The following is a 25,996-nucleotide window of genomic DNA, read 5'->3' as shown; positions in this document are numbered from 1 at the left end:
CTGAAATCACAGACGCAACGGAAACAACGATGAACCTGCCGCCTCTTGTCCAGTCCTTCGTTCTCCACTTCGGCGAAATGGGCTCCCGCTGGGGAATCAACCGCACAGTCGGCCAGATCTACGCGCTGCTCTTCGTTTCCCCCGCATCGCTCTGCGCCGAGGAGATCGCCGACTCACTCGGCATTTCGCGCTCCAACGTGTCGATGAGCCTCCGCGAACTGCAGGCCTGGAACCTCGTTATCCTCAAACACAAGCCAGACGATCGCCGCGATTTCTTCACCACGCCCGACGATGTCTGGCTCATATTGCGGACGCTCGCCGAGGAGCGAAAGAAACGCGAAGTCGATCCGACGCTGTCGGTTCTGCGGGAGATCCTGATGCAGCGGCCGGCCAGCGAGGCCGAACGGCATGCGCAGTCGCGGATGAGCGAGATGCACACGCTGATCGAGCAGCTGACGCATTGGTATGAAGATGTAAAACAACTTGAAACCGAAAGGCTCGCAACGCTACTCTCGCTGGGCGCGAAAGTGACAAAGTTTCTGGAGGCCAAGGACCGGGTCGTTTCGCTCGGCCGCAGCCGCCGGCCGAATCCTGCGAACAAGAGTTAGCGCCATGAGCACCGCTTTCTTCGACGCGACGGACAGGGGAGAGACCGAACCGGTGCCGAACGGCGATACCGTCTCGTCCATCACCGGCCCGAATGACGCGAAAAACGGGCTGCGCAGAGCAGCGATGCTGCAGGCATTGGCGGCCGCGATCTGGATTCCTCAGGCCGGGCTGCTGGCAGTCTCGGTCGGGCGCATCGCCGATGGCGGCGCATTGCAGGACGTCCTCTGGCCAGCCTTGGGTATCCTCTTGCTCGGATTTGCAAGGAGCTGCCTCGACGCGGCTGGCGGCCGCCTAGCCTTTCATGTCGCGCGCGCTGAGCTCAGCCGCAGGCGGCGGGCCGCCGCTGCGGCACTCTCGATATCATCGCCGATCGATCGCGGCAGGCCGGCGTCCGGCAAAGCCGCAAGCGTGCTTGGCGAGCAGGCCGAACTCATCGTGCCCTATCTCGCCCGGTTCCAGCCGGCGCGTATAAAGGCGAGCCTTGTGCCGCTCATAATTCTTGCCGTCCTCTTTCCGGTCTCCTGGATCGCCGCGCTGGTTTTGCTGTTTGCCGCGCCGCTGATCCCGATCTTCATGGCATTGATCGGCTGGCGCGCCCAGGCGGCCAGCGAAAGACAACTCGTTGCGACCGGTGGCCTCAACGGTTTCCTGCTCGATCGGCTGCGTGGATTGGCGACGATCCGTGGGCTCGATGCGGTTGAGGCAACGGCGCTGCGGCTGCGCCGGGAGGCGCAATCGCTGCGCGTGCGCACCATGGCGGTGCTGAAGATCGCCTTCCTCTCCTCGGCCGTGCTCGAACTTTTCGCCGCGCTCGGCGTGGCGATGATTGCCGTCTATGTCGGCTTCAGCCTGCTCGGCGAAATCCGCTTCGGCACTTGGGTCGGCCGGCTCGACCTGACCGAGGGCCTGTTCATCCTGCTGTTGGCGCCGGCCTTCTTCGAGCCGCTGCGTGAACTCTCGGCAGTCTGGCACGATCGGGCGGCCGGCGAAGCAGCGCTGAAGGCGCTGGACGGTCTGACTGCCGGCGGCCCGTCTATTCGAGGAGCAGCCGAAATCGCGTCAGCGGTACCTGTCGTCGCCGAAGCATCGGCCATTCGACTTGAAAATCTCGCCTTTCGCTATGGCGCCGACGAACCGTTGATCCTCGGCGATTTCAACCTCGATATCGCCGCCGGCGAACATCTGGCGCTTCTCGGGGCCAGCGGTTCCGGCAAATCGACGCTGCTTTCACTGATGGCGGGGCTGGCGCCCTGCACCGGCGGCCGCATCGTCATCGGCCGCCTCGAGCTTGCGGATGATACCGCCGCGCTCTTGCGCGGCGGCATGGCGTGGATCGGCCAGAAGCCGCATATCTTTGCCGGCACCATTGCGGGGAATATCGCGCTTGGCAGACCCGGCGTGCTGCGCGGCGATGTTGCCGATGCACTTGACGCCGCGAGACTCGGGAAAGTGGCCGAAGCCTATGGCAGCCGGCCGCTCGGCGAGGGCGGGATCGGGCTTTCCGGCGGCGAGGCACGGCGGCTTGCGATCGCGCGTGCGGCCTGCAATCCGCATCTGAGGATCATCCTTGCCGACGAGCCGACCGCGCATCTCGATGCCGCGACCGCCGCGGAGATCACCGAGAGCCTGCTTTCGCTCGCTAACGGTCGCACTTTGATCGTTGCCACCCATGATCCGCTGCTTGCCGCACGCATGCATCGCATCATGCGCATCGACGCCGATATCATGATGAGGGAGGCCGCCGAATGAGCACATCTGCTGCAGACCTCAAACCGGTCCTGCGTCTGTTTTTTGCCGAGCGCCGGCGCGCGCTCCTGCTCGGCGCCGCACTTTCGGCGACGACGGTCACAGCCGGCATCGGCCTGCTCGGCCTATCCGGCTGGTTCATCACCGCCACGTCGCTTGCCGGCCTTTCCGCCGCCGCCATCACCTTCGACGTCTTTGCGCCGTCGGCGGGAATCCGGCTTCTTGCCATTGTCCGCACGGCAGCACGTTACGGTGAAAGGCTTGCGACCCATGACGCGACGCTCGGCGTGCTCGCCGCTCTTCGCGAAAGGCTGTTTCGTGGCTTCGCCGAACCGGGTGCGGCGCGCTCTCTTTTGCATCGTCCTGCAAGGCTGCTCTTCCGGCTGACGGCCGATATCGATGCGCTCGACTCCCTGTATCTCCGCATTCTCGTGCCGGCCGCGGTGGCGATCGGCGCTACCCTTGCGGCAAGCCTCGTGCTGGGGCTGATGCATCCATTGTTCGGCCTGTGCTTCGGCCTTTTTCTCGCCGGTGCCGGCCTCGGCCTGCCTTTGATCGCCGGCCGCGCGGCGCGCAAACATGCCCGCCGGCGTGCCCATGGCATCGAGGCGCTGCGGTCGCGGACAATCGATCTCGTCGCCGGTCAGACCGATATCCTGATGGCCGGCCGGCTTGGCGCGCAGAGAGAGGCAATCGCTGCCGCCGACCATCACTCCGCCTGCGCCGACGACCGACTGAACCGCATCGAGACCGGCCTGACATTTGGCTTCGGCCTTGTCTCCACCCTTCTGTTGACGGGATCGCTGCTCGCCGTCGCCGCACTTGCGGAAACGAAGGTGATTACCGCGCCTGTCGCCGCACTTGGGCTGCTCGTCGCCTTCGCGGCAGTCGAACCCTTTACGGCGTTGCGCCGCGGTGCTCTGGAACTTGGGCGGACGTTGCTGGCGGCAAGGCGCATTGTGCCGCGGCTGACCGCCACGGCGGCTCCCGAACCATTGGCGCCGCCACTGCCGGGATACGCCTTTTCGCTGGCTGACGTGTCCGCCTTCCATGAAAACTCCGCCGTACCGGTTCTCGAGGGTATAGGACTTGTGCTTCGACAGGGCGAACACCTTGCCGTCGTCGGCAGCAGCGGCGCCGGCAAGTCGAGCCTGCTCGCTCTGCTCTCCGGTGAATTGCCGGCGAAGACGGGAAGCGTCGCCGCGATGACGACGACGCTGCTGACCCAACGGACGGAACTCTTCGAGGACAGCCTGCGCGGCAATCTCACCCTTGCGAACCCGGAAGCAGGCGAGGCCCGTCTTCTGGATGTGCTCGCCGCGGCCGGTCTGCTTGCCGATGTTGAGGCCATGCCGCGAGGGATCGATACGTCACTTGGCGAAGGCGGTCTCGGCCTTTCCGGCGGCCAGTCGCGTCGCTTGGCGCTTGCCCGGCTCTTCCTGCGCGACACGCCGCTGTGGCTGCTCGACGAGCCGACTGAAGGCCTCGACGGCGCCACCGCCCGAGATGTCCTCCAACGTCTCTCGGCAATGGCGGCAGGCCGCTCGCTAGTGATCGCCACGCATATCCGCCGTGAGGCTGTTATCGCGGACCGCATCGCCGTCATCGAAGGCGGCCGCATCCTAGAGGTTTCGCGCCGTGGAGAGGCGGCGTTCGAAAAGGCGCTCGACCGGCTTCGGCCGGACTGAGCAAATCGCATGCCCTCAGGCGCCGACCGGCGCTGAGGAACGCTCCGTACCCCGTGGGACCGTGGGAGAAAGACAAATGGAACTAGATATCGTTGCGCTATCGCGCTTTCAATTCGCACTGACGGCGCTTTACCACTTCCTGTTCGTGCCGCTGACGCTCGGCCTGTCCGTACTCTTGGCGATCATGGAAACCGTCTATGTCATGACCGGCCGCCAGATCTGGCGGCAGATGACGAAATTCTGGGGCACGCTGTTTGGCATCAATTTCGTGATCGGCGTCGCCACCGGCATCGTCATGGAATTCCAGTTCGGCATGAACTGGAGCTATTACAGCTATTATGTCGGCGACATCTTTGGCGCGCCGCTGGCAATCGAAGGCCTGATGGCCTTCTTTCTCGAGGCGACTTTCGTCGGCCTGTTCTTCTTCGGCTGGGACAAGCTGTCGAAGGTCGGCCATCTCGTCGCCACCTGGGCGGTGGCGCTCGGCTCGAACTTCTCGGCCCTCTGGATCCTCATTGCCAATGGCTGGATGCAGAATCCAGTGGGATCGGCGCTCAATCCGCAGACGATGCGCATGGAAATCACAAGCTTCTTCGACGTGGTCTTCAATCCGGTCGCCCAGGCGAAATTCGTCCATACGGTATCGGCAGGTTATGTCTGCGCCTCGATCTTCGTACTCGGCGTCTCGGCCTGGTATGTGCTCAAGGGCCGGCATATCGAACTTGCCAAGCGCTCGATGACGGTCGCCGCCTCCTTCGGCCTCGCCTCGGCGCTCTCCGTCGTCGTGCTCGGCGACGAGAGCGGTTATCTTGCCACCGAAAACCAGAAGATGAAGCTTGCCGCGATCGAGGGCATGTGGAAGACGGAGCCCGCTCCGGCTGCCTTCACCGCCTTCGGCTTCCCGGATCAGGAAGCGCGCGAGACGCATTTCGCCGTGCACATCCCCTGGGTCATGGGGCTGATCGGCACACGGTCGTTGACAACAGAGATCCCGGGCATCGACAAGCTCGAACAGCAGGCCGAAACTCGCATCCGCGATGGCATCAAAGCTTACGATGCACTGACGCAGATCCGTGCCGCGCCAGCGCAGGATCAGGTGGCGCAGGAGGTGCGTAGTTCCTTCGAGGATCTCGGCCATGATCTCGGTTACGGGCTTCTTTTGAAGCGCTATGTCGACGATCCGCGCCAGGCGACCGACGAGCAGATCGCTCAGGCCGCGCGGGACACGATCCCGCACGTGCCGACGCTCTTCTGGTCCTTCCGTATCATGGTCGGCCTCGGCATGTTCTTCATCCTCTTGACCGCCACCTTCTTCTGGCTGTCGGCGCGCCGCCATCTCGACAAATATCCACTGCTTCTGCGGATTGCCGTGCTGGCGATCCCCCTGCCCTTTGTCGCTATCGAACTCGGCTGGGTCGTCGCCGAATTCGGCCGTCAGCCATGGGTGATCGAAGGCGTGCTGCCGACGGCTGCCGCCGTCTCCAGCCTTGGTGCCGGCACCGTGCTTCTGACCATTATCGGTTTTGGCGCACTTTATACGGTGCTGATCGTCATCGAGATGAGCCTGATGATCAAGGCGATCAAGCAAGGGCCGGAGCCGGACGACGAGCCGGAAGCCGTGCTGATTTCCGAAACCCTCGTCCCGGCCGCGGAGTGACCGCCATGATCCTTCACGAACTCCTCGATTACGACACCCTGCGTCTCATCTGGTGGGTGCTGCTCGGCGTGCTGCTGATCGCCTTTGCGACGACGGGCGGCTTCGATCTCGGCGTCGGCACGCTTCTGCCTTTCGTCGCCCGGACCGATACGGAACGGCGCGTGGCGATCAACACCATCGGCGCCACCTGGGAAGGCAATCAGGTCTGGCTGATCCTCGCCGGCGGCGCCATCTTCGCCGCCTGGCCGCCGCTTTATGCGGTTTCCTTCTCGGGCTTTTATCTGGCGATGTTCGCGATCCTCTTCGCGCTCATCCTACGCCCCGTCGGATTCAAATACCGGTCGAAGCGCGAAAGCGCCAATTGGCGCACCGGCTGGGACTGGGCGCTCTTCATCGGAGGCTTCGTGCCGTCGCTGATCTTCGGCGTTGCTGTCGGCAATGTGCTGCAGGGCGTGCCCTTCCGCTTTGCCGACGACATGCGAATCTTCTACGAAGGCTCGTTCTTTGCTCTGCTCAACCCCTATGCGCTGCTCTGCGGCCTGCTTTCCCTAGCCATGCTGACGATGCATGGCGCAGCTTGGCTGGTACTGAAGGCAAGTGGCCCGGTTGCCGAGCGTGCCAGAGGTTATGGCAGCATCGCCGCCCTTGCCGCCATCGTGCTTTTCGCGCTTGGCGGCCTCTTCCTGTGGATCGGCGTTGGCGGTTACCGCATCACCAGCGATATCAGCACCATCGGGCCTTCCAATCCGCTCTTGAAGACCGTGTCGCTGGAGAAAGGCGCGTGGCTTGCCAATTACAGCGCCCATTCGTGGATGATCGCGGCACCCGTCCTCGGCTTTGCGGGCGCGGCTCTGGCCTTCATTGCCATGCGGGCAAGGCGCGAGGTAATGACGCTGCTCTTCAGCAAGGTGGCGATCTTCGGCATCATCTCGACGGTTGGCCTCTCGATGTTCCCGTTCATCCTGCCCTCCTCGCTCGATCCGCGATCGAGCCTGACGGTCTGGGATGCATCCTCCAGCCATATGACGCTGTTCATAATGCTGGTGGTGTCGGCGATCTTCCTGCCGATCATTTTTGCCTACACGGCCTGGGTCTACAAAGTTCTATGGGGCAAGGTCGACGAGAAATCCGTCACCGACAAAAACAGCCACGCTTACTAAGGGAGACGAAACGATGTGGTATTTTGCATGGATCCTCGGCCTGCCGCTGGCAGCCGCTTTCGCCGTCCTCAACGCCATGTGGTATGAGCTGATGGACGACGCAGCCAGAAAGAGGGCGTCCGAGACGCTGAAGTAGATATGGAAAGGGCGCGGCTTGAACCGCGCCCTTTTCTCTTCATCAGCCTTCCAGCCACTTCACCTCTTCGGGTGTCAGCTTGATGTCGAGCGCCGAGAGACTGTCTTCCAGCTCGGCGACGGTGCGCGGCCCGATCAGCGGAATGACCGGGAAGGGCTGAGCGATCACATAGGCGAGCGCGATGTGGATCGGATTGCGGCCGAGCTTGTTCGCCAGTTCGATGGCGCGGTCGCGGCGTCCGAAATTGCGCTCGGAATACCAGACCCGTACGATCTCCTCATCGTCTCGCTTGTCGCGGCCGGCGCGGTCGGTAAAGAAGCCGCGGCCCTGGCTCGACCAGGCAAAGTTCGGTATCTGCTTCTCGTTCAGCCATTTTTTCCAATCGTCATCGGAGGCGGCGACGCAGCCGGCCCAGATCGGATCCAGCATCTCGGCGAGCGAGAAGTTGTTGGAGAGTGTGGCCGGCGCCGCCTTGCCGGTCATTTTGGCATAGGCGATCGCCTCGTCGAAACGCGCGCGCGTCCAGTTCGATCCGCCGAAGATGCCGCGGATGCGGCCGCGCTTGACCTCGGCATCCATCGCATCGACGAACTCGCCGACGGGCACGTCGGTATTGTCGCGATGCATGAAATAGATATCGACATAGTCGGTCTTGAGCCGGGCGAGCGACTGGTCGAGCTGCTTGGCGATCATATCGGGATAGCAGAGCGGCGAATGGGCGCCCTTGCCGATCAACACGATCTCTTCCCGCGGCACCTTGCGGCTCGTATGCCAGTCGCCGAAGATCGCTTCCGTCTTACCGGCTCCATAGACATAGGCCGTGTCGAAGGCATTGCCGCCGGCTTCGTAGAAGGCATCAAGCGTCAGCGAGGCGGCGGCGAAATTCGGGAAGAATTCGAAGCCGAGGGTGACGACCGAGGCTGGCTTGGAAATGCCGGGAATCTGGCGTTGCGGAATGCTGCTGCCGCGCGCGACCGTGCTGCCTGATATGTTTGCCGTGCGCTTGCTTGCTTTCTCCACGCCATATTCGAGACCGACCGAGGCGCGCCACTGGTCGAGCACGCGCAGGTTTCCGATCGAATCCGCCCAGCTCATGCCGGGAGAGCTGAATTCCGTCTTACCGGCGCGGATGGCATCGCCCGCCGCATCGGCCTCGAAGGAATAGAGCCAGCGGTCTTCCCGGACCTCGATTGTATCCTGCTTCCCGCCCTTGAAGATCTCGATCTTGCCGACGCCGCCCTTGTGGCCGGAGGCGAACCAGAAGTCGGCGACTTCGATCCGACCTTCGGAGCCGATGATGCGCAGCACGTTGTCCTGATGCGCCATGATCGAGCAGGAGACTTCGGCGATGATCTCGTTCGGGAATTTGAGCACAGCGGACGCCCATTCGTCGACGCCGCTCTGTCCAAGATGAGCGACGCCCGAAACCTTCTCCGGTTCGAGGAAGGCCTTGCCTTCCGCGGCGCCGGCGATCAACCTTGCCATCGACACCGGGTAGCCACCGACGTCCAGAATGCCGCCGCCGGCGGTATCGTTGGCGAACAGCCGGTGTTCCGGCCTGTAGCTGCCCATATTGAAGCCGAAGCTCGAGCGGATGATGCGGACGGTGCCGATGACGCCGCTCTTGATGAGTTCGACCAGTTTTTCCGTCTGCGGATGCACGCGGTACATGAAGGCTTCGCCGGCAAAGACGCCGGCCTTCTTCGCCTCGTAATAAACGGCTTCGGCATCATAGGCCGAAAGCGCGATCGGCTTTTCCACAAGGATATGCTTGCCGGCGCGCGCGGCCTTGATCGCCCATTCGGCGTGGCCGGTATGGGGAACGGAGATATAGACCGCATCGACCTCGGGGTCGGAAAGCAGCGCCTCGTAACCCTCGACGATGCGGGCGCCGGGGAAGTTTTCGGCAAGTCCAGGCTTGGAAGGATTGCGTGTGGCGATCGCCACCAGTTTGCCGGTGCGCGAATGGGCGACGCCGTCTGCAAAGGTGCGGGCGATGGTGCCGGGGCCGATGATGCCCCAGCGGATCGGTTGATCGGAAGTCATAGAAACCTCTTTCGTCTTTCTGCCTTGGGATTGCGATTTAGCGAAGCCGTTTGCCGGCGCCGTCGAAAAGGAATGTGTGGCTTGCGGGAAGGCCGACGGTCAGCGTCTCGCGGTTGCCGGCGGTGCGCGATTCCGGCCGCTCGATGATCAGCTGCTCGCCGCCGATGGCGGCGTAGATGTAGCTGGTGTTGCCGAGATGCTCGGCGACGTCGATGGCGACGGTGAGATCGGCATCGCCCATGCCGGCATCGACGAAATGTTCGGGACGGATGCCGAGTGTCACCTTCGTGCCGGCTTCGATGGGTTCGGTGACTGGCAGCGGCAGGCGCATATTGGCATCGCTTTCCAGCGCGATCACCACCCTGCCCTGCTGCGTCTCAACCACCATCGCTTTGAGGAAATTCATCTTCGGCGAGCCGACGAAGCCGGCGACGAACTGGTTGGCGGGATCGTCGTAAAGGTCGAGCGGCGCGCCGATCTGCTCGATATTGCCGGCGCGCAGCACGACGATCCTGTCGGCGAGCGTCATCGCTTCCGTCTGGTCGTGGGTGACGTAGATCATCGTCGTGCCGAGCTGCTTGTGCAGCCTGGATATTTCGACGCGCATCTGCACGCGCAGTTCGGCGTCGAGATTCGACAAAGGCTCGTCGAACAGGAAAACCTCCGGTTCGCGGACGATGGCGCGGCCGATTGCGACGCGCTGGCGCTGGCCGCCGGAAAGCTGCTTCGGCCGCCGCTTCATCAGCTCGGTGATCTGCAGGATTTCTGCGACATGGCGTACGCGCCGCTCGGTATCGGCCTTCGGGTTGCCGTTCATCCGCAGGCCGAAGCTCAAATTTTCCTCGACCGTCAGGTGCGGATAGAGCGCATAGGACTGAAAGACCATGGCGATGCCGCGATCGGCCGGCTCGACGTCGTTGACGACCCTGCCGCCGATCCTGAGCTCTCCCGAGGTAATGTCCTCGAGACCGGCGATCATCCTGAGCAGCGTGGACTTGCCGCAGCCGGACGGGCCGACGAAAACGACGAATTCGCCGTCCTTCACCTCCAGATTGGCGCCGTGAATGATCTCAAAGCCGCCAAAGCGCTTGACGATATTGCTGAGTGAAAGCTCTGCCATGCGGCTCTCCGGTTCCTTGCCCGTTTACTTGATTGCGCCGGCGGCGATGCCGGCGATGAAATGGCGCTGGAGAGCCACAAAAATGACGAGAATCGGCGCCGTCAGCAGCATCGCGCCGGCCATGATGCCGCCCCAGGAAACCTTGGTGAGGCCGATCAGCGTTCCCAATGCCACCGGCGCTGTCATCATTCCCGGTTTGGAATTGATGAGCAGCGGCCAGAGATAGTTGTTCCAAGAGACGAGGAAGAGGATGATCGCCAGTGCCGCCATGGTCGGGCGCGCCAGCGGCAGTGCGATGCGCAGGAAGATCTGCCACTCCTTGACGCCTTCGACACGGGCCGCATCGAAAAGTTCGCCCGGCATCATCGAGAAAGATTGGCGCATGAACAGCACGCCGAGCGAATTGAACAGCGGCGGCACGATCAGCGCCACCCATGTATTCGCCAGCCGGAACTCGCGGGCCACCATGATGAATTGCGGGATGACGACGACGGAGAAGGGCAGCGTGATCGTGCCGAGGATGATGGCGATGACGATGGAGCGGCCGACGAAACGGTAACGCGCCAGCGCCCAGCCCGCCATCGAGGTCAGCATCACCGACAGGAAAGTATAGATGATCGCGACGCCGATGGAGATCGCCATGGCGCCGATGAAATCGGTGTCCGCCTGCAGATTCTTGAAATTCTCGACGAAGTTGGTCGATGGCCAGAGCACGATCTCGGGACTGAAGATGCCGTTGTCGGGCATTGTCGAGAAGACGAACATCATCCAGAGCGGAAACAGCCAGATCAGCGCGAGCGGCGCCAGCGCGGCGTGCAGCGCAATCTGGCGCAAGAGAAGGGATTGCGACCTGGATCTCATTTCGGATCCCTCCCGAGCCAGAGATTGAGAAGCGAAATGGCCACGGCTAGGGCCGCCATCGTGTAGGCGATTGCCGAGGCATAGCCGAAGTTCAGCGACGTGAAGCCTTGGCGGTAGAGCAACAGGCCGAGCGTCTCGGTGCCGCCGCCGGGGCCGCCGCGATAGGTAATGAGGTAGGGCTCGGTGAAGAGCTGCATGGTGCCGATCACCGAGAGCACCACGCAGAAGAGGATGATCGGCTTCAGAAGCGGCAGGGTGATGTGAAAGAACTGCTGTACCTTGCTCACCCGGTCGAGTGTGGCAGCCTCGTAGACATCGTCCGGAATCGACTGCAGGCCGGACAGGATGATAATGGCGTTATAACCGGCCCAGCGCCAGGTGACGGCGATAATGATCAGCGCCATGGCGGCATTGGCATTGTCGAACCAGGAAACCGGGCTGAGGCCGACGGCGGAGATCAGCTTGTTGATGATGCCGAAATCGAGGCTGAACATCAGCCGGAACACGGCGGCATAGGCGACCTCGCCGACGACGACGGGCGCAAAGAAGGCGAAACGGAAGAGCGGGCGCGCTTTCAAGAGCGGCGAATTGAGCAGCACGGCCATGACGGTCGCAAAAGCGATCATCACCGGCACCTGGATCACCAGGATGATCAGCGTGTTATAAAGAGCGTTGTAAAAGGCCGGGTCGTAGAAGAGCCGGCCCCAATTGGCCTGGAAACTGTATTTCCACGGATTGATGCGGGTGTTCTGAAAGGAAATCAGGAACGAATTGATGATGGGCCAGACCCAGAAAGTGGCAAAGACCAGCAAATAGGGCGCAAGGAACGCATAGGCGCTCCGGGTTCTGAACGGCATCGAGCCTCCTCCTCCTCACGAACGAATGACCGGCCGCCTTGCAAACCGGGGGAAAGCCGGGCGCCTGAAGCACCCGGCGTCGTCATTCATTGCGCCACTGGAAGCCCGGTCGCCGAAGCGATCTGCTTGGCGGCATCGTCGAGAGCCGCCTTCGCATCGGGATAGCCGCCGGAGAAGAACTTCGTCTGCGTTGCCTTGAAGATGGCGTCGGCATCGCTCTGGAAGGCGGTGCCGCGGCTGGGTACGATCTTCGGCAGCGTCGCCAGGATATCGGCCCAGACCTTCTGGCCACCCCAATAGGGCTGCGGCTCGCTGATGAAGGGATCCTTCTCGGCCGAAAGCAGCGACGGCACCAGGCCGAATTCCTTCAGCATGGTGATCTGACCCTCATTGGTGCCGAGGGCGTAGTTGACGAATTTCCAGGCGGCTTCCTTGTTTGCCGAGGTCGCCGAAATGGCGAGCGACGAACCACCGAGATTGGCAGCATGCGGGCCGTCGGCCGTCAGGCTCGGCATCTTGTAGACGCCCCATTTGCCCTTGAGATCGGGAGAGGTCGAGCGCACTGTGCCTTCATACCAGCCGCCATACAGCTGGCTTGCCGCCTTGCCGGCGGTGTTGGCCTGGATCTTTTCGTCCCAGTTGGCCGCCGTCAGCGTGCCGGCGTCCTTCATTTCCTTCACCTTTTGCAGCGAGGCGACGCAGGCCGGTTGGTTGATGGTGATATTCTGGCCATCGGTCGAATAATAGCCGCAGCCCTGTTCATTGGCGAGCATGCGGAACCATTCGCTGTCGCCGTTGAAATCGGCCTGAGCCATCACGACGCCGGGATTGGCGGCTGATATCTTCTTGCCGGCGGCGATGAAATCGTCCCAGGTGTTGATCGTGCTCGGGTCGACGCCGGCCTTTTCGTAGAGATCGCGGCGATAGAAGACGGCAACAGGACCGGAATCCCACGGCATGGCATAGGCGACATCGCCGACCTCAAGCTCTGTGCGCTTGAAGTCAGGGAATTTCGCCTGGATCTCGGGTGTGTAGCCGAGCTCCTTCAGATTGGCGAAACAATCCGGGAAACGGCTCCAGAAGATTTCAGCCTCGAAATTCTCGACGCTGACGATGTCGGGCAGGCCGTCGCCGCCGGCAGCGCAGGCGGCCAGCATCTTGTCGAACACCTGGCCGTTTCCAAGGTCCTCGACGGTGACCTTGATATCGGGAAACTGTTTGTTGAAGCCTGGAAGCGTGGACTTCAATGCCGATGCGGCGACATTCCAGCTCCAGATGGTGAGATTGGCCGACTGCGCGAATGCGGAGCCGGAAGCAAGCAGTGCAACAGCTGCAGTTGCAGCGAGAAGTTTGAAGCGCATTGAAAATCCTCCCTTTTCAATTGCCGATCTTTCACGAACGCGCTTAGACTATCTGCAAGGGAGCGGCTGTCTCCTAAAAAGGGAATATGGATTTGGCGGAAAGTAAGGTCGGCACACGTGCAATCTATCAGCCCGGCGCAAGCAGCATCGAGGGCCTGCCGACAGCGCTGCAAATATTTCACGACCATCCAGCTGTCATGGCCATGCCGCACTGGCATGCGCAGGTCGAAGTCAATTATGTGATTCGCGGCACCGTGCATTACCGCATGAGCGACCACGAATTCCGGCTGAACGCCGGCGAAATGTGCCTCTTCTGGGGTGGTCAGCCGCATCAGATGGATGAATCCTCAGATGATTCGCTCTATGCGGGGGCTCATCTGCCGCTCGTCTATTTCTTCCGGCTGCGCCTGCCGATCAGCATTTCCAGTCGGCTGATGAAGGGCGAGACATTGCTGACTTCGGCAACGGATACCGCAGACGTCGACAACTTCGCCCGCTGGTTCCGCTACGCCAACTCAGGCAATCCCGCCAAGGCCCAGCATGCCGTCGACGAACTGCTGCTGCGCATCGAGCGCATCGCGCTCGAACCCTATTCGATGACCTCGCAGGCGGCCATCAATCTCGATGGCGATCACCCGCATTCGCATTCTTCGCGCAGCGTCGCCCGCATGTGCGATTTCATCGCCGCCAATTTTCTGCACGACATCGATTCGGTCGATATCGCCCGCGCCGCCGACCTGCATCCGAAATATGCGATGAACCTGTTCAAGCGATCCACCGGCATGACGCTCAGCAAATATGTGACGCTGCTGCGGCTGTCGCGCGCGCAGGCGATGTTGATGAGCGAAGGCGCCAACGTGCTGCAGGTGGCGATGGACAGCGGCTTCGGCTCGATCAGCGCCTTCAACAAATCCTTCCGTCACATCGCCGGCATGTCGCCATCGGACTTCCGCCGCGATATCCGGCTGGTGACGACGATCCCCGCCGACGCCTTCCGCAACTAAACACTCTGGCTGACGGTAGGTCGCAATTCGGCGTTCTGCGTGTTCTGCCTGCCACTTGTTCTCGCTAGACAAAAAAGGAACAGCGCCTAAGACGGCGGCAGATGCGCGTATTTTCTGTGCAAGTGCATGCACTATGCATCTGCCAGATAATCGATGCCATCGCCGTTCTCAATGAAATCAATGATTTATAATTTGGCACACACTTTGCTTCGATAGTTGCAGAGTTGGTGGCTAGGGTTCCGGCGTCGTAAGACGTGCTGGTCCGAGAGCTGCCACCGGCGAGGGAAACATCCCGCCGGGTGCACGGCGGGACAAAAGCCCGGGAGACCTCGTAACCCAAGGGATTGGCGGCACGATGGTCATTGCCGATCCCTTTTGAAGAAAAGCAAAAGGGGAATTTCAATGCAGACTTTTTCGAAGATCCTATCGATTGCCGCGCTGACGGCGTCCCTGGCGCTCGGGCTCGGCTCCGTCGCGAAGGCCGAGCAGAAGACCGATTTCAAGGTCGCCTGGTCGATCTATGTCGGCTGGATGCCCTGGGGTTACGCCGCCGATCACGGCATCGTCAAGAAATGGGCCGACAAATACGGCATCAAGATCGAGGTGACCCAGTTCAACGACTACGTCGAATCGATGAACCAGTATACGGCCGGCGCCTTCGATGCCGTGACACTGACCAATATGGACGGCCTGTCGATCCCGGCCGCCGGCGGCGTCGATACGACGGCCGTGATCGTCGGTGACTTCTCGAACGGCAATGACGCGGTCATCCTGAAGGACAAGGCGAGCCTTGCCGACATCAAGGGCCAGAACGTCAATCTCGTCGAATTTTCCGTCTCGCATTACCTGCTGGCCCGTGCGCTTGAAAGCATCAAGATGACCGAGCGCGACGTGAAAGTGGTCAACACCTCCGATGCCGACATGGTCGCCGCCTACAAGACGGCAGACGTGACCGCGGTCGTCACCTGGAACCCGCTGGTCTCGACCATCCTCGAGGATCCCACGGCCAAGAAGGTCTTTGACAGCTCGCAGGTGCCGGGCGAGATCATCGACCTGATGGTCGCCAACACAGCCGTGCTGAAGGACAATCCGAATTTCGGCAAGGCGCTCGCCGGCATCTGGTATGAGACCGCAGCACTGCTGACCGCCGACAGTGCCGACGGCAAGGCCGCGCGCGAGGCGATGGGCCAGGCATCCGGCACCGATCTCAAGGGCTTCGAATCCCAGCTTGCAGCCACCAAGCTGTTTGCCAAGCCGGCCGATGCCGTTGCCTTCACCGCCTCGGGCGGCCTTCCGAAGACGATGGATCTCGTCCGCGCCTTCCTGTTCGAGAAGGGCCTGCTCGGCAACGGCGCGCCGTCTGCCGACGTCATCGGCATCGAAATGCCCGATGGCAAGGTTCTCGGCGACGGCGGCAACGTCAAGCTGCGCTTCACCGAGACCTACATGAAGGCGGCCGCCGACGGTTCGCTCTAAGCGATGTCCAAGCTGCGGCGCGGCTTTGCCCGCGCCGCCCAACCTCCATCAGCGGAGCTTTCCTCATGCGCTGGATCAACACGAGGCCGAGCCGGGGCGCGCAGCTTGCCTTGACGCTGCTGCCCTTCGTGCTGCTGATCGTTGCCTACACTTTCGGCTCGGCAGCACGGCTGGCGGAAAACGCCAACGACAAGCTGTTGCCCGGTCTTGCCGGTCTTGCCGATGCGATCGATCGAATGGCCTTCATTGCGGATCCGCGCACCGGCGAATACCTGCTCTGGTCCGATACGGGAGCGAGCGTGGTTCGTCTGTTTGCCGGCCTCGGCATCTCCACGATCGCTGCGCTTGTCATCGGCATGCTGATCGGCATGCTGCCTTATCTCCGGGCGCTGCTCTCGCCCTTCGTCGCCGTCATCTCGATGGTGCCGCCGCTGGCGCTGTTGCCGATTCTCTTCATCGCCATGGGGCTTGGCGAAGCTTCGAAGATCGCGCTCATCGTCATCGGGGTCGCGCCGACGATGATCCGTGATCTTGCGCTAAAGGCGCTGGAGTTGCCACGCGAACAGATCGTCAAGGCCGAAACGCTCGGCGGCTCTTCCTGGCAGATCGGCCTTCGCGTCGTGCTGCCGCAAATCCTGCCCCGGCTGATCACCTGCCTCAGGCTTCAGCTCGGTCCCGCCTGGCTGTTTCTGATCGCCGCCGAGGCAATCTCCTCGGATTCCGGCCTCGGCTATCGCATCTTCCTCGTGCGCCGCTATCTTTCGATGGACATCATCTTTCCCTATGTCGTCTGGATCACGCTGCTCGCCGTGGTCATGAACTACATCCTCGACCGCATCCGCATCGCCGTCTTCCCCTGGTCGGAACTGGAGAAGCAGGCATGAGCGAATTGGTGATCGAAAAGGTCTGGAAGGAATATGGCGACCAGATCGTGCTCGAGGATGTGTCGCTAAATGTCGCCTCGCGCGCCTTCGTCGCCCTTGTCGGCCCTTCCGGCTGCGGCAAGACGACATTTCTGCGCATGCTCCTCGGCCAGGAACGGCCGACACGCGGCGCGATCCGGCTCGACGGCGAACCGCTGCCGCAGGAGCCGGGGCCGGATCGCGGCGTCGTCTTCCAGCGTTATTCGGTATTCCCGCATCTGACTGTCCTCGGCAATGTGCTGCTCGGGCGGGAATTTTCTGCCTCCCGCCACAAGGCCAAGCTTTTTGGCGCGGCCCGCAACAGAGCGGTCAACGAGGCCCGGCGGTTGATCGGTGAAGTCGGCCTTTCCGGGGCCGAGGACAAATATCCGGCGCAGCTTTCCGGCGGCATGCAACAGCGACTGGCGCTGGCGCAGGCGCTGATCATGAAGCCGAAGGTGCTGCTGCTCGACGAGCCTTTCGGCGCACTCGACCCCGGCATCCGCGCGGAAATCCACACATTGATGAAGCGGCTCTGGCACGAAACGCAGATGACGGTCGTCATGGTGACGCACGACATGCGCGAGGCCTTCACGCTGGCGACGCGCGTCGTCGCCTTCGAGCGCCGGCGTGACCGCCCGGAGGAGAAGGAGCGCTACGGCGCGACGATCACCAAGGACATTTCGATCTGGCCGCCGAGGCTTGCCGGCGCGCCCACCATCTTCAGCCCCGACCGGGACGGCCCGGTCATTCCTCTGGGCCTTCGCCGGGACGACCCGGCTTCCCGTCCGTCAGGAGAAAAACCATGATGCATGTCAGACGTTCGCCCGAAGAGATCGCCGCCAACCGGCAGCGTTATGAGGAACATCAAAGGAAAGGGCTGGAATTCGCACCGAAGGCCCTGCCGGCGCCGAGCCCCCTGCCCGCACCCGCAATCGATGCGGCTGCAATCATCCATCAGGAGACCATCCCCGGTGGCTGGTACTGGTCAACTGCGCTGAAGCGCGGCGAGGCGCTCCGCATCGACCAGGGCGAAGGCGGCTCGACCGTGGCGCTCGTTGCCTGGAATGCCGCCGACACCAGCGAAAGACTCAACCTCGTCGATACGGTCAAGGTGCAGTGGACGACGGCGCTCGGCAAGGGTCGCGTCATCTTCTCGGATATGGGCCGGGTGATGTTTTCGCTGATCGAGGACAGTTCCGGCGCCCATGACTGCCTGATGGGCGGATCGACGGCTGCCTCCAACGCCGCCAGATACCCCGGCGTCAAGACCCGCAATACCCGCGACAATCTCGTGCTCATCACCGGAAAACTCGGCCTTGCCAGGCGCGACATTCCGGCGATTCTCAATCTCTTCGCCCCCGTCCGCGTCGACGATGACGGCGGCTTCCACTGGCGCGGCAAGCTTTCCAACAGCGGCGATTATGCCGAGCTGCGCGCCGAGATGGACATGATCGTCGGCTTCTCCAATTGCCCGCATCCGCTCGATCCCGACCCGGTCTATCAGCCGAAGCCGGTGATCGTCACGCGCTTTCGGTCACCTGTGCCCGCAGCCGACGACCTCTCGCGCACGGCGACCGCCGAAGCCTTTCGCGGCTTCGAGAACAACGCATCGATGCTGGCCTGAGGAGGGATGCCGATGACCGATTTCATCAAGACCGCCGCATCGCGCCGCCTCGAAAATGCAGTGCAGGATCATTTCATTCCGGCCGAAGCGCCATGGTCCGGCATCGTGCGCAAAGGTCAGACGATCCGCATCGAGGACAGCTACGGCCAGCAGGCGATCGACACGTTGTTTTATCGCGCCAATGACTTTGCCGAGCGTTACTCCAACCAGGATACGATGCGGGCGCAGGGTGGCGCCTATATCGGCACCGGCACGAAGATCATATCGAATGAAGGCAACGTCATGCTTGTCATGACGGCCGACAGCTGCGGCCGGCACGACACATCAGCCGGCGCCTGCTCCTGCGAGAGCAACACCGTGCGTTTCGGCCACGGCACGAAATACCTGCATGCCTGCCGCGACAATTTCGTGCTCGAAGTGACCAGGCACGGCATGAGCAAGCGCGACATCGTGCCGAACATCAACTTCTTCATGAATGTGCCTATCAAGCCGAACGGCGAGATGACCATCGTCGACGGCATTTCCGCACCGGGTGACTATGTGGAACTGGTGGCGGAGATGGATGTGCTCTGCGTCATCTCCAACTGCCCGCAGATCAACAATCCCTGCAACGGCTTCGATCCGACGCCGATCCGGGTGCTGATCTGGGATGGCGAGGACTGATCGATGTTCACCAAGGTCCTTATCGCCAATCGCGGCGAAATCGCTGTCCGGGTCATCCGCACATTGAAGAGGATGGGCATTGCCTCGGTCGCCGTCTATTCCGATGCCGATCGCTTCTCGAAGCCGGCGCTGACTGCCGACGAAGCCGTACGCCTGGGTCCAGCGCCAGCTGCCGAAAGCTATTTGAACGTCGATGCCGTCATCGCGGCCTGCAAGGCGACGGGAGCGCAAGCCGTGCATCCGGGTTACGGTTTCCTCTCGGAGAATATCGGCTTTGCCGAGCGGCTCGCCGCCGAAGGTATCGCCTTCATCGGCCCGCGGCCGGAGCAGCTGTCGGCCTTCGGCCTGAAGCATACGGCGCGCCAACTGGCGAAAGCGAGCGGCGTGCCGCTGCTGCCCGGCACCGATCTGTTGCAGAGCGTTGAGGCGGCGCTTTCGGCGGCCGAGACTGTCGGTTACCCCGTCATGCTGAAGAGCACGGCCGGCGGCGGCGGCATTGGCATGCAGCTCTGCGCCGATGCGGCGGCCCTGAAGGCCTCCTTCGAAAGCGTGCAGAGGACCGCGCGGGCCAGCTTCGGCGATGCCCGCGTCTATATCGAGCGTTTCGTTGCCGAAGCGCGCCATGTCGAGGTGCAGATCTTCGGCGACGGCAAGGGCAGGGTGATCGCGCTCGGCGAACGCGACTGCTCGCTGCAACGGCGGAACCAGAAGGTGGTCGAGGAGACCCCTGCCCCCGGCCTCTCCGCCGAAACCAGAGTGCGGCTGCACAAGGCGGCGGTCGATCTGGGAAGCTCGGTCTCGTATGAATCCGCCGGCACGGTCGAATTCATCTACGATCCCCAGCGCGAGGAATTCTATTTTCTCGAGGTCAATACCCGCCTGCAGGTCGAGCATCCGGTGACGGAAGCCGTCTTCGGCATCGATCTCGTCGAATGGATGATCCGGCAGGCGGCGGGCGAGGATGTGCTCTCGGGCGCCGAGGCGCTGTCGCCGAAGGGTGCGGCGATCGAGATGCGGATCTATGCCGAGATGCCGCATGCCGATTTCCGCCCGAGCGCCGGCCTGCTGACTGAGGTCATCTTCCCGGAAAGTGCCCGCGTCGACGGCTGGATCGAGACGGGAACCGAGGTGACGCCCTTCTATGATCCGATGCTCGCCAAGCTGATCGTGGCGGCGGAGGACCGGCCTGCGGCGATCGAAAAGCTGAAGGTAGCACTTGCGGCGACATCGATATCAGGCATCGAGACCAATCTCGATTATCTCAGAACCATCGCCGCTTCCGAACTGCTTGCCGGCGCCAAGGTGGCGACGACGGCGCTGCGCGACTTCGCCTTCGTTCCCGATGTCGTCGAGGTTCTCACGCCTGGCGCGCAATCGAGCATCCAGGAACTGCCGGGCCGGCTCGGCCTCTGGCATGTCGGTGTGCCGCCGAGCGGTCCGATGGACGAGCGCTCCTTCCGTCATGCCAATCGCCTGGTCGGCAATGCCGATGTGACGGCCGCACTGGAGTTGACGGTCTCCGGCCCGACGCTCAGGTTTTATGCCGAGCAGACCATCGCGCTGGCCGGTGCCCGGATGCCAATGGCATGCGATGGCGTAAAAGTACCGCATGACGAGCCGGTGACGATCCGGGCTGGCCAAGTTCTGTCGATCGGCACGATCGAAGGGCCGGGGCAGCGCGCCTATCTCGCAGTCGCCGGCGGTTTTGCCGCGCCTGTTGTGCTCGGCTCCCGGGCGACTTTCGGCCTCGGTCAGTTCGGCGGCAACGCCACCGGCACGCTGAAGACGGGCCATGTGCTGCATTTCGACCGGCAGGCGCCGGCCGAACCGGCGACGCCAGCGACGGAGCCAGCCGCATTGACACGCGAATGGGATGTCGGCGTCGTCTATGGCCCGCATGGCGCACCTGACTTCTTCGAGGATGGCGATATCGAGACGCTGTTCTCGACAGCCTACGAGGTGCATTTCAACAGCGCCCGCACCGGTGTGCGCCTCATCGGTCCCGCCCCGCGATGGGCGCGCCGCGATGGCGGCGAGGCCGGACTGCACCCGTCCAACCTGCATGACAATGCCTATGCGATCGGGGCGATCGATTTCACCGGCGACATGCCGATCATTCTTGGCCCCGATGGCCCGAGCCTTGGCGGCTTCGTCTGCCCGGCGGTGATCGCTCGCGACGAACAGTGGAAAATGGGCCAGTTCAAGCCCGGCGACCGTATCCGTTTCCACGCCGTGGCGCGGCCGGAAGACCCGATCGCCGGCCCGGCAGTGCGGCGGGTCGCGGAAGAGACGGGTTCGCCGATCGTCGGTATCAGGGAGGACGGCCCGGTTTCCGTCGTCTATCGCCGCCAGGGCGACGACAATCTGCTCGTCGAATATGGGCCGATGACGCTCGATATTGCGCTCCGGCTGCGGGTGCATCTGCTGATGCAGGCGATCGTCGAGGCCCGTCTTCCCGGCGTCGTCGATCTGACGCCCGGCATCCGTTCGTTGCAGATCCATTATGACGGCACGACACTGACGCGAAAGCGGCTGCTCGGGCTGCTCTCCGAGATCGAAGCGACGCTGCCGGCGGCGCAGGATGTCAAGGTGCCGAGCCGCATCGTGCATCTGCCGCTCTCTTGGAACGATCCGGATGCGGAGCTTGCGATGCGGAAGTATCAGGAGCTTGTGCGCCCGAACGCGCCGTGGTGTCCGTCGAATATCGAGTTCATCCGCCGTATCAACGGTCTTCCCGACGAGCAGGCGGTGCGCGACATCGTCTTCGATGCGAGTTACCTCGTGCTCGGTCTCGGCGATGTCTATCTCGGGGCGCCGGTTGCGACCCCGACCGATCCGCGCCACCGCCTCGTCACAACGAAGTACAATCCGGCCCGTACCTGGACGCCTGAGAACGCCGTCGGCATCGGCGGCGCCTATATGTGCATCTACGGCATGGAGGGGCCGGGCGGCTACCAGCTCTTCGGCCGCACCATCCAGGTCTGGAACACCTGGCGGGAGACGCCGGCCTTTGCAAGGGGCAAGCCCTGGCTGCTGAACTTCTTCGACCAGATCCGTTTCTTCCCGGTCAGTAACCAGGAACTGACGGAGGCGCGCGCCGCCTTCCCGCACGGCGGCTATCCCATCAGGATCGAGGAGACCGAATTCTCCTATGCCGCCTATGAGAAGGAATTGCAGGCGAATTCGGTGTCGATCGGCCGCTTCAAGACGATGCAGCAGGCAGCCTTCGATGCCGAACGCCAGCGCTGGAAGGAAGCAGGCCTCGACAGCTTCGTCACCGACGAAGGCGCCGGCGAAAGCCCGGATGGAGATATTCCGGACGGCTGCTTCGGCGTCGCCAGCGCAGTGCCCGGCAATATCTGGAAACTGCTGGTCGAGCCGGGCACCCCGGTTGCGGCCGGCGATACTCTTGCGATCATCGAATCGATGAAAATGGAAATCAACGTCACCGCCCATGCGCCAGGCCGCGTCCGCGATCTGCGCGCCGGGCCGGGAAGAAACGTCAAAGCCGGCGATATTATCGTAGTCCTGGAGGAATGCTGACATGCTGCCGACCATTCTCGATCTCTCAAGCCTTCGCGCCGCCTATCAATCCGGCCTGACGCCGCTCGATGCCATCGAAGAGGTGATAACGCGCCGCGCCGCCTCGAAGGATGCGGCGATCTTCATCACGCCGGTGCCCGACGAAGAGCTGCGCGCTGCTGCGAAAGCCTTGATGACGCGCGCGCCTGAGGCAAACAGCCTGCCGCTCTGGGGCGTGCCCTTTGCGGTGAAGGACAATATCGATGCCGCCGGCCTGCCGACGACCGCCGCCTGCCCGGCTTATGAGTATCGGCCGGAAGCGGACTCCACCGTCGTTGCGCGGCTGAAGGCGGCCGGCGCCATCATCATCGGCAAGACCAACCTCGACCAGTTCGCGACCGGCCTCAACGGGACACGCTCGCCCTATGGCGCACCGCGTTCGGTCTTCGATGCGGCCTATATTTCAGGCGGTTCGAGCTCCGGATCTGCGGTCACGGTCGCCTCCGGCCTGGCTGCCTTCGCGCTCGGCACGGATACGGCGGGCTCCGGCCGCGTGCCTGCCGCCTTCAACAATCTGGTCGGCATCAAGCCGACCCCAGGCCTTCTGCCGAACACCGGCGTCGTTCCGGCCTGCAAGAGCATGGACTGCATTACGATCTTTGCCGCGACCGTCGGTGACGGCGTTGCGATCCGCACTGTCGCCGAAGGCCTCGATGCCGCCGATCCTTTCTCCCGTCGCGCCAAGCCGGCAAACCTGCCGGTGTCGAGGTTGCGCATCGGCGTCCTCACCGACGCCGAGCGTGAGTTCTTCGGCGACAAGGAGGTGGAGGCGCTCTACGACCAGGCGATCGAGCGGGCCAGAGTGCTCGGCGCGACCATCGTGCCTTTCGATTACGCGCCGTTCCGCGAGGCCGCCGCTCTCCTTTATGACGGGCCGTGGGTCGCCGAGCGCCTTGCGGCGGTCGAGACCTTCCTCGCCACGAATGCGGCCGATTTTGATCCGACGGTGCGGGGGATTATCGAGGGCGCCAGGGGCAAGACCGCGGTCGAGGCCTTCAATGGCCGCTACCGGCTGGAAGAACTGCGCCGCAAGACCGAAGCCGAATGGGAAAAGGCGGACGTTCTTCTGTTGCCGACCGCACCGACCACCTACACGGTCGCTGACATGCTCGCCAATCCTGTGGTGCTGAACGGCCGTCTCGGTCGTTACACCAATTTCGTCAACCTGCTCGATTGCGCGGCGATCGCCGTTCCGGCTGGCTTCGGAAAAGACGGTTTGCCGGGCGGCGTTACCGTGATCGCGTCTGCTTTTACCGACGATGCGCTGGCGCCGCTCGCCGATGCGCTGCATCGCGCGGCACGCTCCGGACTGGGCATCGACCGGCAGGCGGCCATCCCCGAAGCCAGCCGTGTTGCGGCTGTCGATGACGGCTTCGTCGAGATCGTCGTGGTCGGCGCGCATCTGACCGGCATGCCGCTCAATCATGAGCTGACCGGCGCCGGCGGTCGGCTGATCAAGACTTGCAACACGACTGGCGAATACCGTCTCTTCGTGCTGCCGGACACGGTGCCGCCGAAGCCAGGCCTCATCCGTGAACCTGGCCACAAGGGCCGCGGTCTGGAGGTTGAGATCTGGGCACTGCCGGCCGATGCCTTCGGCCGCTTCGTCCAGAAGATCCCGGCGCCGCTCGGCATCGGAAAGGTGGCGCTCGACGATGGCACGAGCGTTTCCGGTTTTCTTTGCGAGGCACATGCGGTGAACGGCGCCGAAGACATCACCTCGCTCGGCGGCTGGCGGAGCTATATTCGCGTCAAGTTGGCGAGCTGAGCGTGAGGAGCGAAGAATGGCGACGGATGTTCAAGCGGCTGGTTGCGCATCTCCTGACGGGGCTGACCGCGCGAACCAGGGCGATCGGCAGACCCGGCTTGCGCTGACGGCTTACCGTTTCTCGGCAAGTTCGATCTGAATGCCGTCGGGATCGCGCAGGAAGGCAACCTTGTGAAGCACCTCGGCATTGATTGCCAGGCGCGGCCGCTCCTTGATCTCGACGCCGGCCATTTCCAGCCGGGCGAAGGTCTGGTCGACATTTTCGAACAGGAAGGTCAGATGACGCAGGCCGGCGGTAGCCTCCGGCACATCCACTGCCCTTGCCGCACCGCCCGCCGGTGCGAAGATTTCGAGCATGCCGCCGCCGGCATCGAGGAAGGCGATCTCAGAGCCGTCGGCCATGACCTTGCGCAGATGCAGGCGCAGGCCGAGCAGGCCGCAGTAAAAAACCACAGTGCGGTCCATGTCGCTCACCGTCATGCCGACATGTTCGAAGGATTTCAGCATGAGAGCGCCCTTCCCTGCTCAGAGCATGATGCCGAAAAGTGTGAGCGGTTTTCGGACAACATCATGCTCTAACTATTTAATTTAGAAGAGGATTCAGATTTCAGGCCGATTCGGCCTGAAATCATCCTGTTCTAGCCGGCAGCCGCGCGCCGCTCTTCTTCCGGAAGCCAGGATCGATAGAGCGGATGATCGGCGGCAATCGGCATCGGCGTTGGCTGACCGGTGCGCTGCGAGAAATAGGCGGCCGTCACCAGCTCCAGCGAATTGCGGGCATCCTGTAGCGTCACCGGCGGCGCAGTATCCTCGACGATCGCCTTATGGAAGAGCTCGAACTGACGGGTATAGCCGTCCTCGCCGGGCACGTATGCGGCGAGCGCCGCGTCGATCCGCGCCTGATGGTCCTCCGTTCCTGCGGTGAAGACCCAGGGATCGCGGCCCATCGTATAGGGTTCGAGGATGCTATCGGCGACGAGATCGCTGAAGCAGAAGCGCAACCGCGAGATCTCCTTGCGCGAGCCGAGCGTCATCGACAGCGTCGCCAGCGAGCCATTCTGCATCTTGACCGAAAGCGCTGCCGTATCTTCGACCTGGATCGGGTTGACCAGTGTCGCGCCATAGGAAAACACTTCAGCGCAGGGACCATGCACATAGTTCAGCATGTCATGGGCGTGGATCGCATGGCCGAGAAGGCCGCCGCCGAGTTCAGTCGCCCATTTGCCGCGCCACGGCACGGCGTAATAATCCGGGCCGCGCCACCAATGGGTCTCGATCGTCGTCAGGAACGGCTTGCCGGCGAGGCCGCTTTCGATCAGCAGCTTCAGCTTCTGCAGGCCAGACCCATAACGATACTGGAAGATCGGCATCAGCTTCCTGCCGGGGAAACGGGCGAGGATGCGGCCCATCTCGTCGACCTCGGCGATCGAGCCGAACAGCGGTTTCTCGCAGATGACGTGCTTGCCGGATTCGATGCCCTTGCGGCAGAGTTCGAAATGCGAGCTCGGCGGCGTCGAAATGTCGATGATATCGAGATCATCACGGGCAAACAGCGAATCTGCGTCCTGCGTATACTCGCCGATGCCGTACTCCTCGCACAGAGCCCTGCCGCGTTCCTCGTCGAGCGAGCAGAGCACGGGAACCTCGAAAAGCTCCTCGTTCCAGCCGAAGCCGGCCAGATGCCGCGCAGCGATGCCTGCGCCGATGACACCGACGCGCAATTTCCTGGTCAT

The 25,996-nt window shown here is 62.8% G+C and carries 21 protein-coding genes and 1 riboswitch; of the genes, 14 read left to right on the top strand and 7 right to left on the bottom strand.

The features are described 5' to 3' along the window. The first annotated feature begins 29 nt into the window (after positions 1 to 29). From HJB83_RS01135 to cydX, 6 genes are all read left to right on the top strand, one after another. Positions 30 to 608 carry a GbsR/MarR family transcriptional regulator gene (locus tag HJB83_RS01135; protein WP_207585878.1) on the top strand — a complete coding sequence of 193 codons (579 nt, stop codon included), beginning with the start codon at positions 30 to 32 and terminating at the stop codon, positions 606 to 608. 4 nt (positions 609 to 612) lie between these two features. Then, positions 613 to 2,358 (top strand): thiol reductant ABC exporter subunit CydD, encoded by a 1,746-nt coding sequence (gene cydD, locus HJB83_RS01130; protein WP_221131181.1) that lies wholly within the window; start codon positions 613 to 615, stop codon positions 2,356 to 2,358. Then, positions 2,355 to 4,043, top strand: coding sequence for an amino acid ABC transporter ATP-binding/permease protein (locus HJB83_RS01125; protein ID WP_221116210.1), 1,689 nt, complete (start codon positions 2,355 to 2,357; stop codon positions 4,041 to 4,043). The genes cydD and HJB83_RS01125 overlap by 4 nt, the downstream gene beginning before the upstream one ends. Before the next feature lie 76 nt (positions 4,044 to 4,119). Next, positions 4,120 to 5,700 (top strand): cytochrome ubiquinol oxidase subunit I, encoded by a 1,581-nt coding sequence (locus tag HJB83_RS01120; RefSeq protein ID WP_207585875.1) that lies wholly within the window; start codon positions 4,120 to 4,122, stop codon positions 5,698 to 5,700. 5 nt (positions 5,701 to 5,705) lie between these two features. Then, complete coding sequence (gene cydB / locus HJB83_RS01115; protein ID WP_207585874.1) at positions 5,706 to 6,860, top strand: cytochrome d ubiquinol oxidase subunit II; 1,155 nt, start codon at positions 5,706 to 5,708, stop codon at positions 6,858 to 6,860. A 13-nt stretch (positions 6,861 to 6,873) separates the two neighbouring features. Next, positions 6,874 to 6,996 carry a cytochrome bd-I oxidase subunit CydX gene (gene cydX, locus HJB83_RS01110; protein WP_207585873.1) on the top strand — a complete coding sequence of 41 codons (123 nt, stop codon included), beginning with the start codon at positions 6,874 to 6,876 and terminating at the stop codon, positions 6,994 to 6,996. Positions 6,997 to 7,038: 42 nt separating this feature from the next. Here cydX and HJB83_RS01105 read toward each other — a convergent pair whose 3' ends face one another. From HJB83_RS01105 to HJB83_RS01085, 5 genes are all read right to left on the bottom strand, one after another. Continuing rightward, a complete protein-coding gene (locus HJB83_RS01105; protein WP_221131180.1) occupies positions 7,039 to 9,042 on the bottom strand; it encodes an aldo/keto reductase in 2,004 nt (667 codons plus the stop codon). Between the two features lie 37 nt (positions 9,043 to 9,079). Beyond that, positions 9,080 to 10,162, bottom strand: a complete 1,083-nt coding sequence (locus HJB83_RS01100) for an ABC transporter ATP-binding protein (RefSeq protein WP_221131179.1) — start codon at positions 10,160 to 10,162, stop codon at positions 9,080 to 9,082. A 24-nt stretch (positions 10,163 to 10,186) separates the two neighbouring features. Further along, positions 10,187 to 11,023, bottom strand: coding sequence for a carbohydrate ABC transporter permease (locus HJB83_RS01095; protein ID WP_221131178.1), 837 nt, complete (start codon positions 11,021 to 11,023; stop codon positions 10,187 to 10,189). Further along, entirely contained in the window at positions 11,020 to 11,880 is an 861-nt protein-coding gene (locus tag HJB83_RS01090; RefSeq protein ID WP_221131177.1) for a carbohydrate ABC transporter permease, read from the bottom strand. Before HJB83_RS01090 ends, HJB83_RS01095 begins: the two co-directional genes overlap by 4 nt. Before the next feature lie 86 nt (positions 11,881 to 11,966). Continuing rightward, complete coding sequence (locus HJB83_RS01085; RefSeq protein ID WP_221131176.1) at positions 11,967 to 13,241, bottom strand: extracellular solute-binding protein; 1,275 nt, start codon at positions 13,239 to 13,241, stop codon at positions 11,967 to 11,969. Positions 13,242 to 13,327: 86 nt separating this feature from the next. On the opposite strand from HJB83_RS01085, the gene HJB83_RS01080 reads away from it, so the two are divergent. From HJB83_RS01080 to atzF, 8 genes are all read left to right on the top strand, one after another. Then, positions 13,328 to 14,245, top strand: coding sequence for a helix-turn-helix domain-containing protein (locus HJB83_RS01080; protein WP_221131175.1), 918 nt, complete (start codon positions 13,328 to 13,330; stop codon positions 14,243 to 14,245). Positions 14,246 to 14,465: 220 nt separating this feature from the next. Continuing rightward, positions 14,466 to 14,573, top strand: a riboswitch (guanidine-I (ykkC/yxkD leader). A 74-nt stretch (positions 14,574 to 14,647) separates the two neighbouring features. Continuing rightward, entirely contained in the window at positions 14,648 to 15,721 is a 1,074-nt protein-coding gene (locus HJB83_RS01075; protein ID WP_221131174.1) for a putative urea ABC transporter substrate-binding protein, read from the top strand. A gap of 65 nt (positions 15,722 to 15,786) precedes the next feature. Continuing rightward, entirely contained in the window at positions 15,787 to 16,605 is an 819-nt protein-coding gene (locus tag HJB83_RS01070) for an ABC transporter permease (protein WP_221131173.1), read from the top strand. Beyond that, positions 16,602 to 17,432, top strand: a complete 831-nt coding sequence (locus HJB83_RS01065; protein WP_221131172.1) for an ABC transporter ATP-binding protein — start codon at positions 16,602 to 16,604, stop codon at positions 17,430 to 17,432. Before HJB83_RS01070 ends, HJB83_RS01065 begins: the two co-directional genes overlap by 4 nt. Beyond that, positions 17,429 to 18,250, top strand: a complete 822-nt coding sequence (locus HJB83_RS01060) for an urea amidolyase associated protein UAAP1 (protein ID WP_221131171.1) — start codon at positions 17,429 to 17,431, stop codon at positions 18,248 to 18,250. The genes HJB83_RS01065 and HJB83_RS01060 overlap by 4 nt, the downstream gene beginning before the upstream one ends. Positions 18,251 to 18,262: 12 nt before the next feature. Further along, positions 18,263 to 18,913: an urea amidolyase associated protein UAAP2 gene (locus HJB83_RS01055; protein ID WP_207585863.1), complete on the top strand. Its 651-nt coding sequence runs from the start codon at positions 18,263 to 18,265 to the stop codon at positions 18,911 to 18,913. A 3-nt stretch (positions 18,914 to 18,916) separates the two neighbouring features. Continuing rightward, positions 18,917 to 22,456, top strand: a complete 3,540-nt coding sequence (uca, locus tag HJB83_RS01050; protein ID WP_221131170.1) for an urea carboxylase — start codon at positions 18,917 to 18,919, stop codon at positions 22,454 to 22,456. Between the two features lies 1 nt (position 22,457). Beyond that, entirely contained in the window at positions 22,458 to 24,263 is a 1,806-nt protein-coding gene (atzF, locus tag HJB83_RS01045) for an allophanate hydrolase (RefSeq protein ID WP_207585861.1), read from the top strand. 111 nt (positions 24,264 to 24,374) lie between these two features. Here atzF and HJB83_RS01040 read toward each other — a convergent pair whose 3' ends face one another. Then, entirely contained in the window at positions 24,375 to 24,770 is a 396-nt protein-coding gene (locus tag HJB83_RS01040; RefSeq protein WP_207585860.1) for a VOC family protein, read from the bottom strand. A 131-nt stretch (positions 24,771 to 24,901) separates the two neighbouring features. After that, positions 24,902 to 25,996, bottom strand: coding sequence for a Gfo/Idh/MocA family protein (locus HJB83_RS01035; RefSeq protein ID WP_207585859.1), 1,095 nt, complete (start codon positions 25,994 to 25,996; stop codon positions 24,902 to 24,904).

Source organism: Rhizobium sp. NZLR11 (assembly GCF_019685115.1).
Lineage (GTDB): Bacteria > Pseudomonadota > Alphaproteobacteria > Rhizobiales > Rhizobiaceae > Rhizobium.
This window is presented reverse-complemented; position numbering and strand designations above follow the sequence as displayed.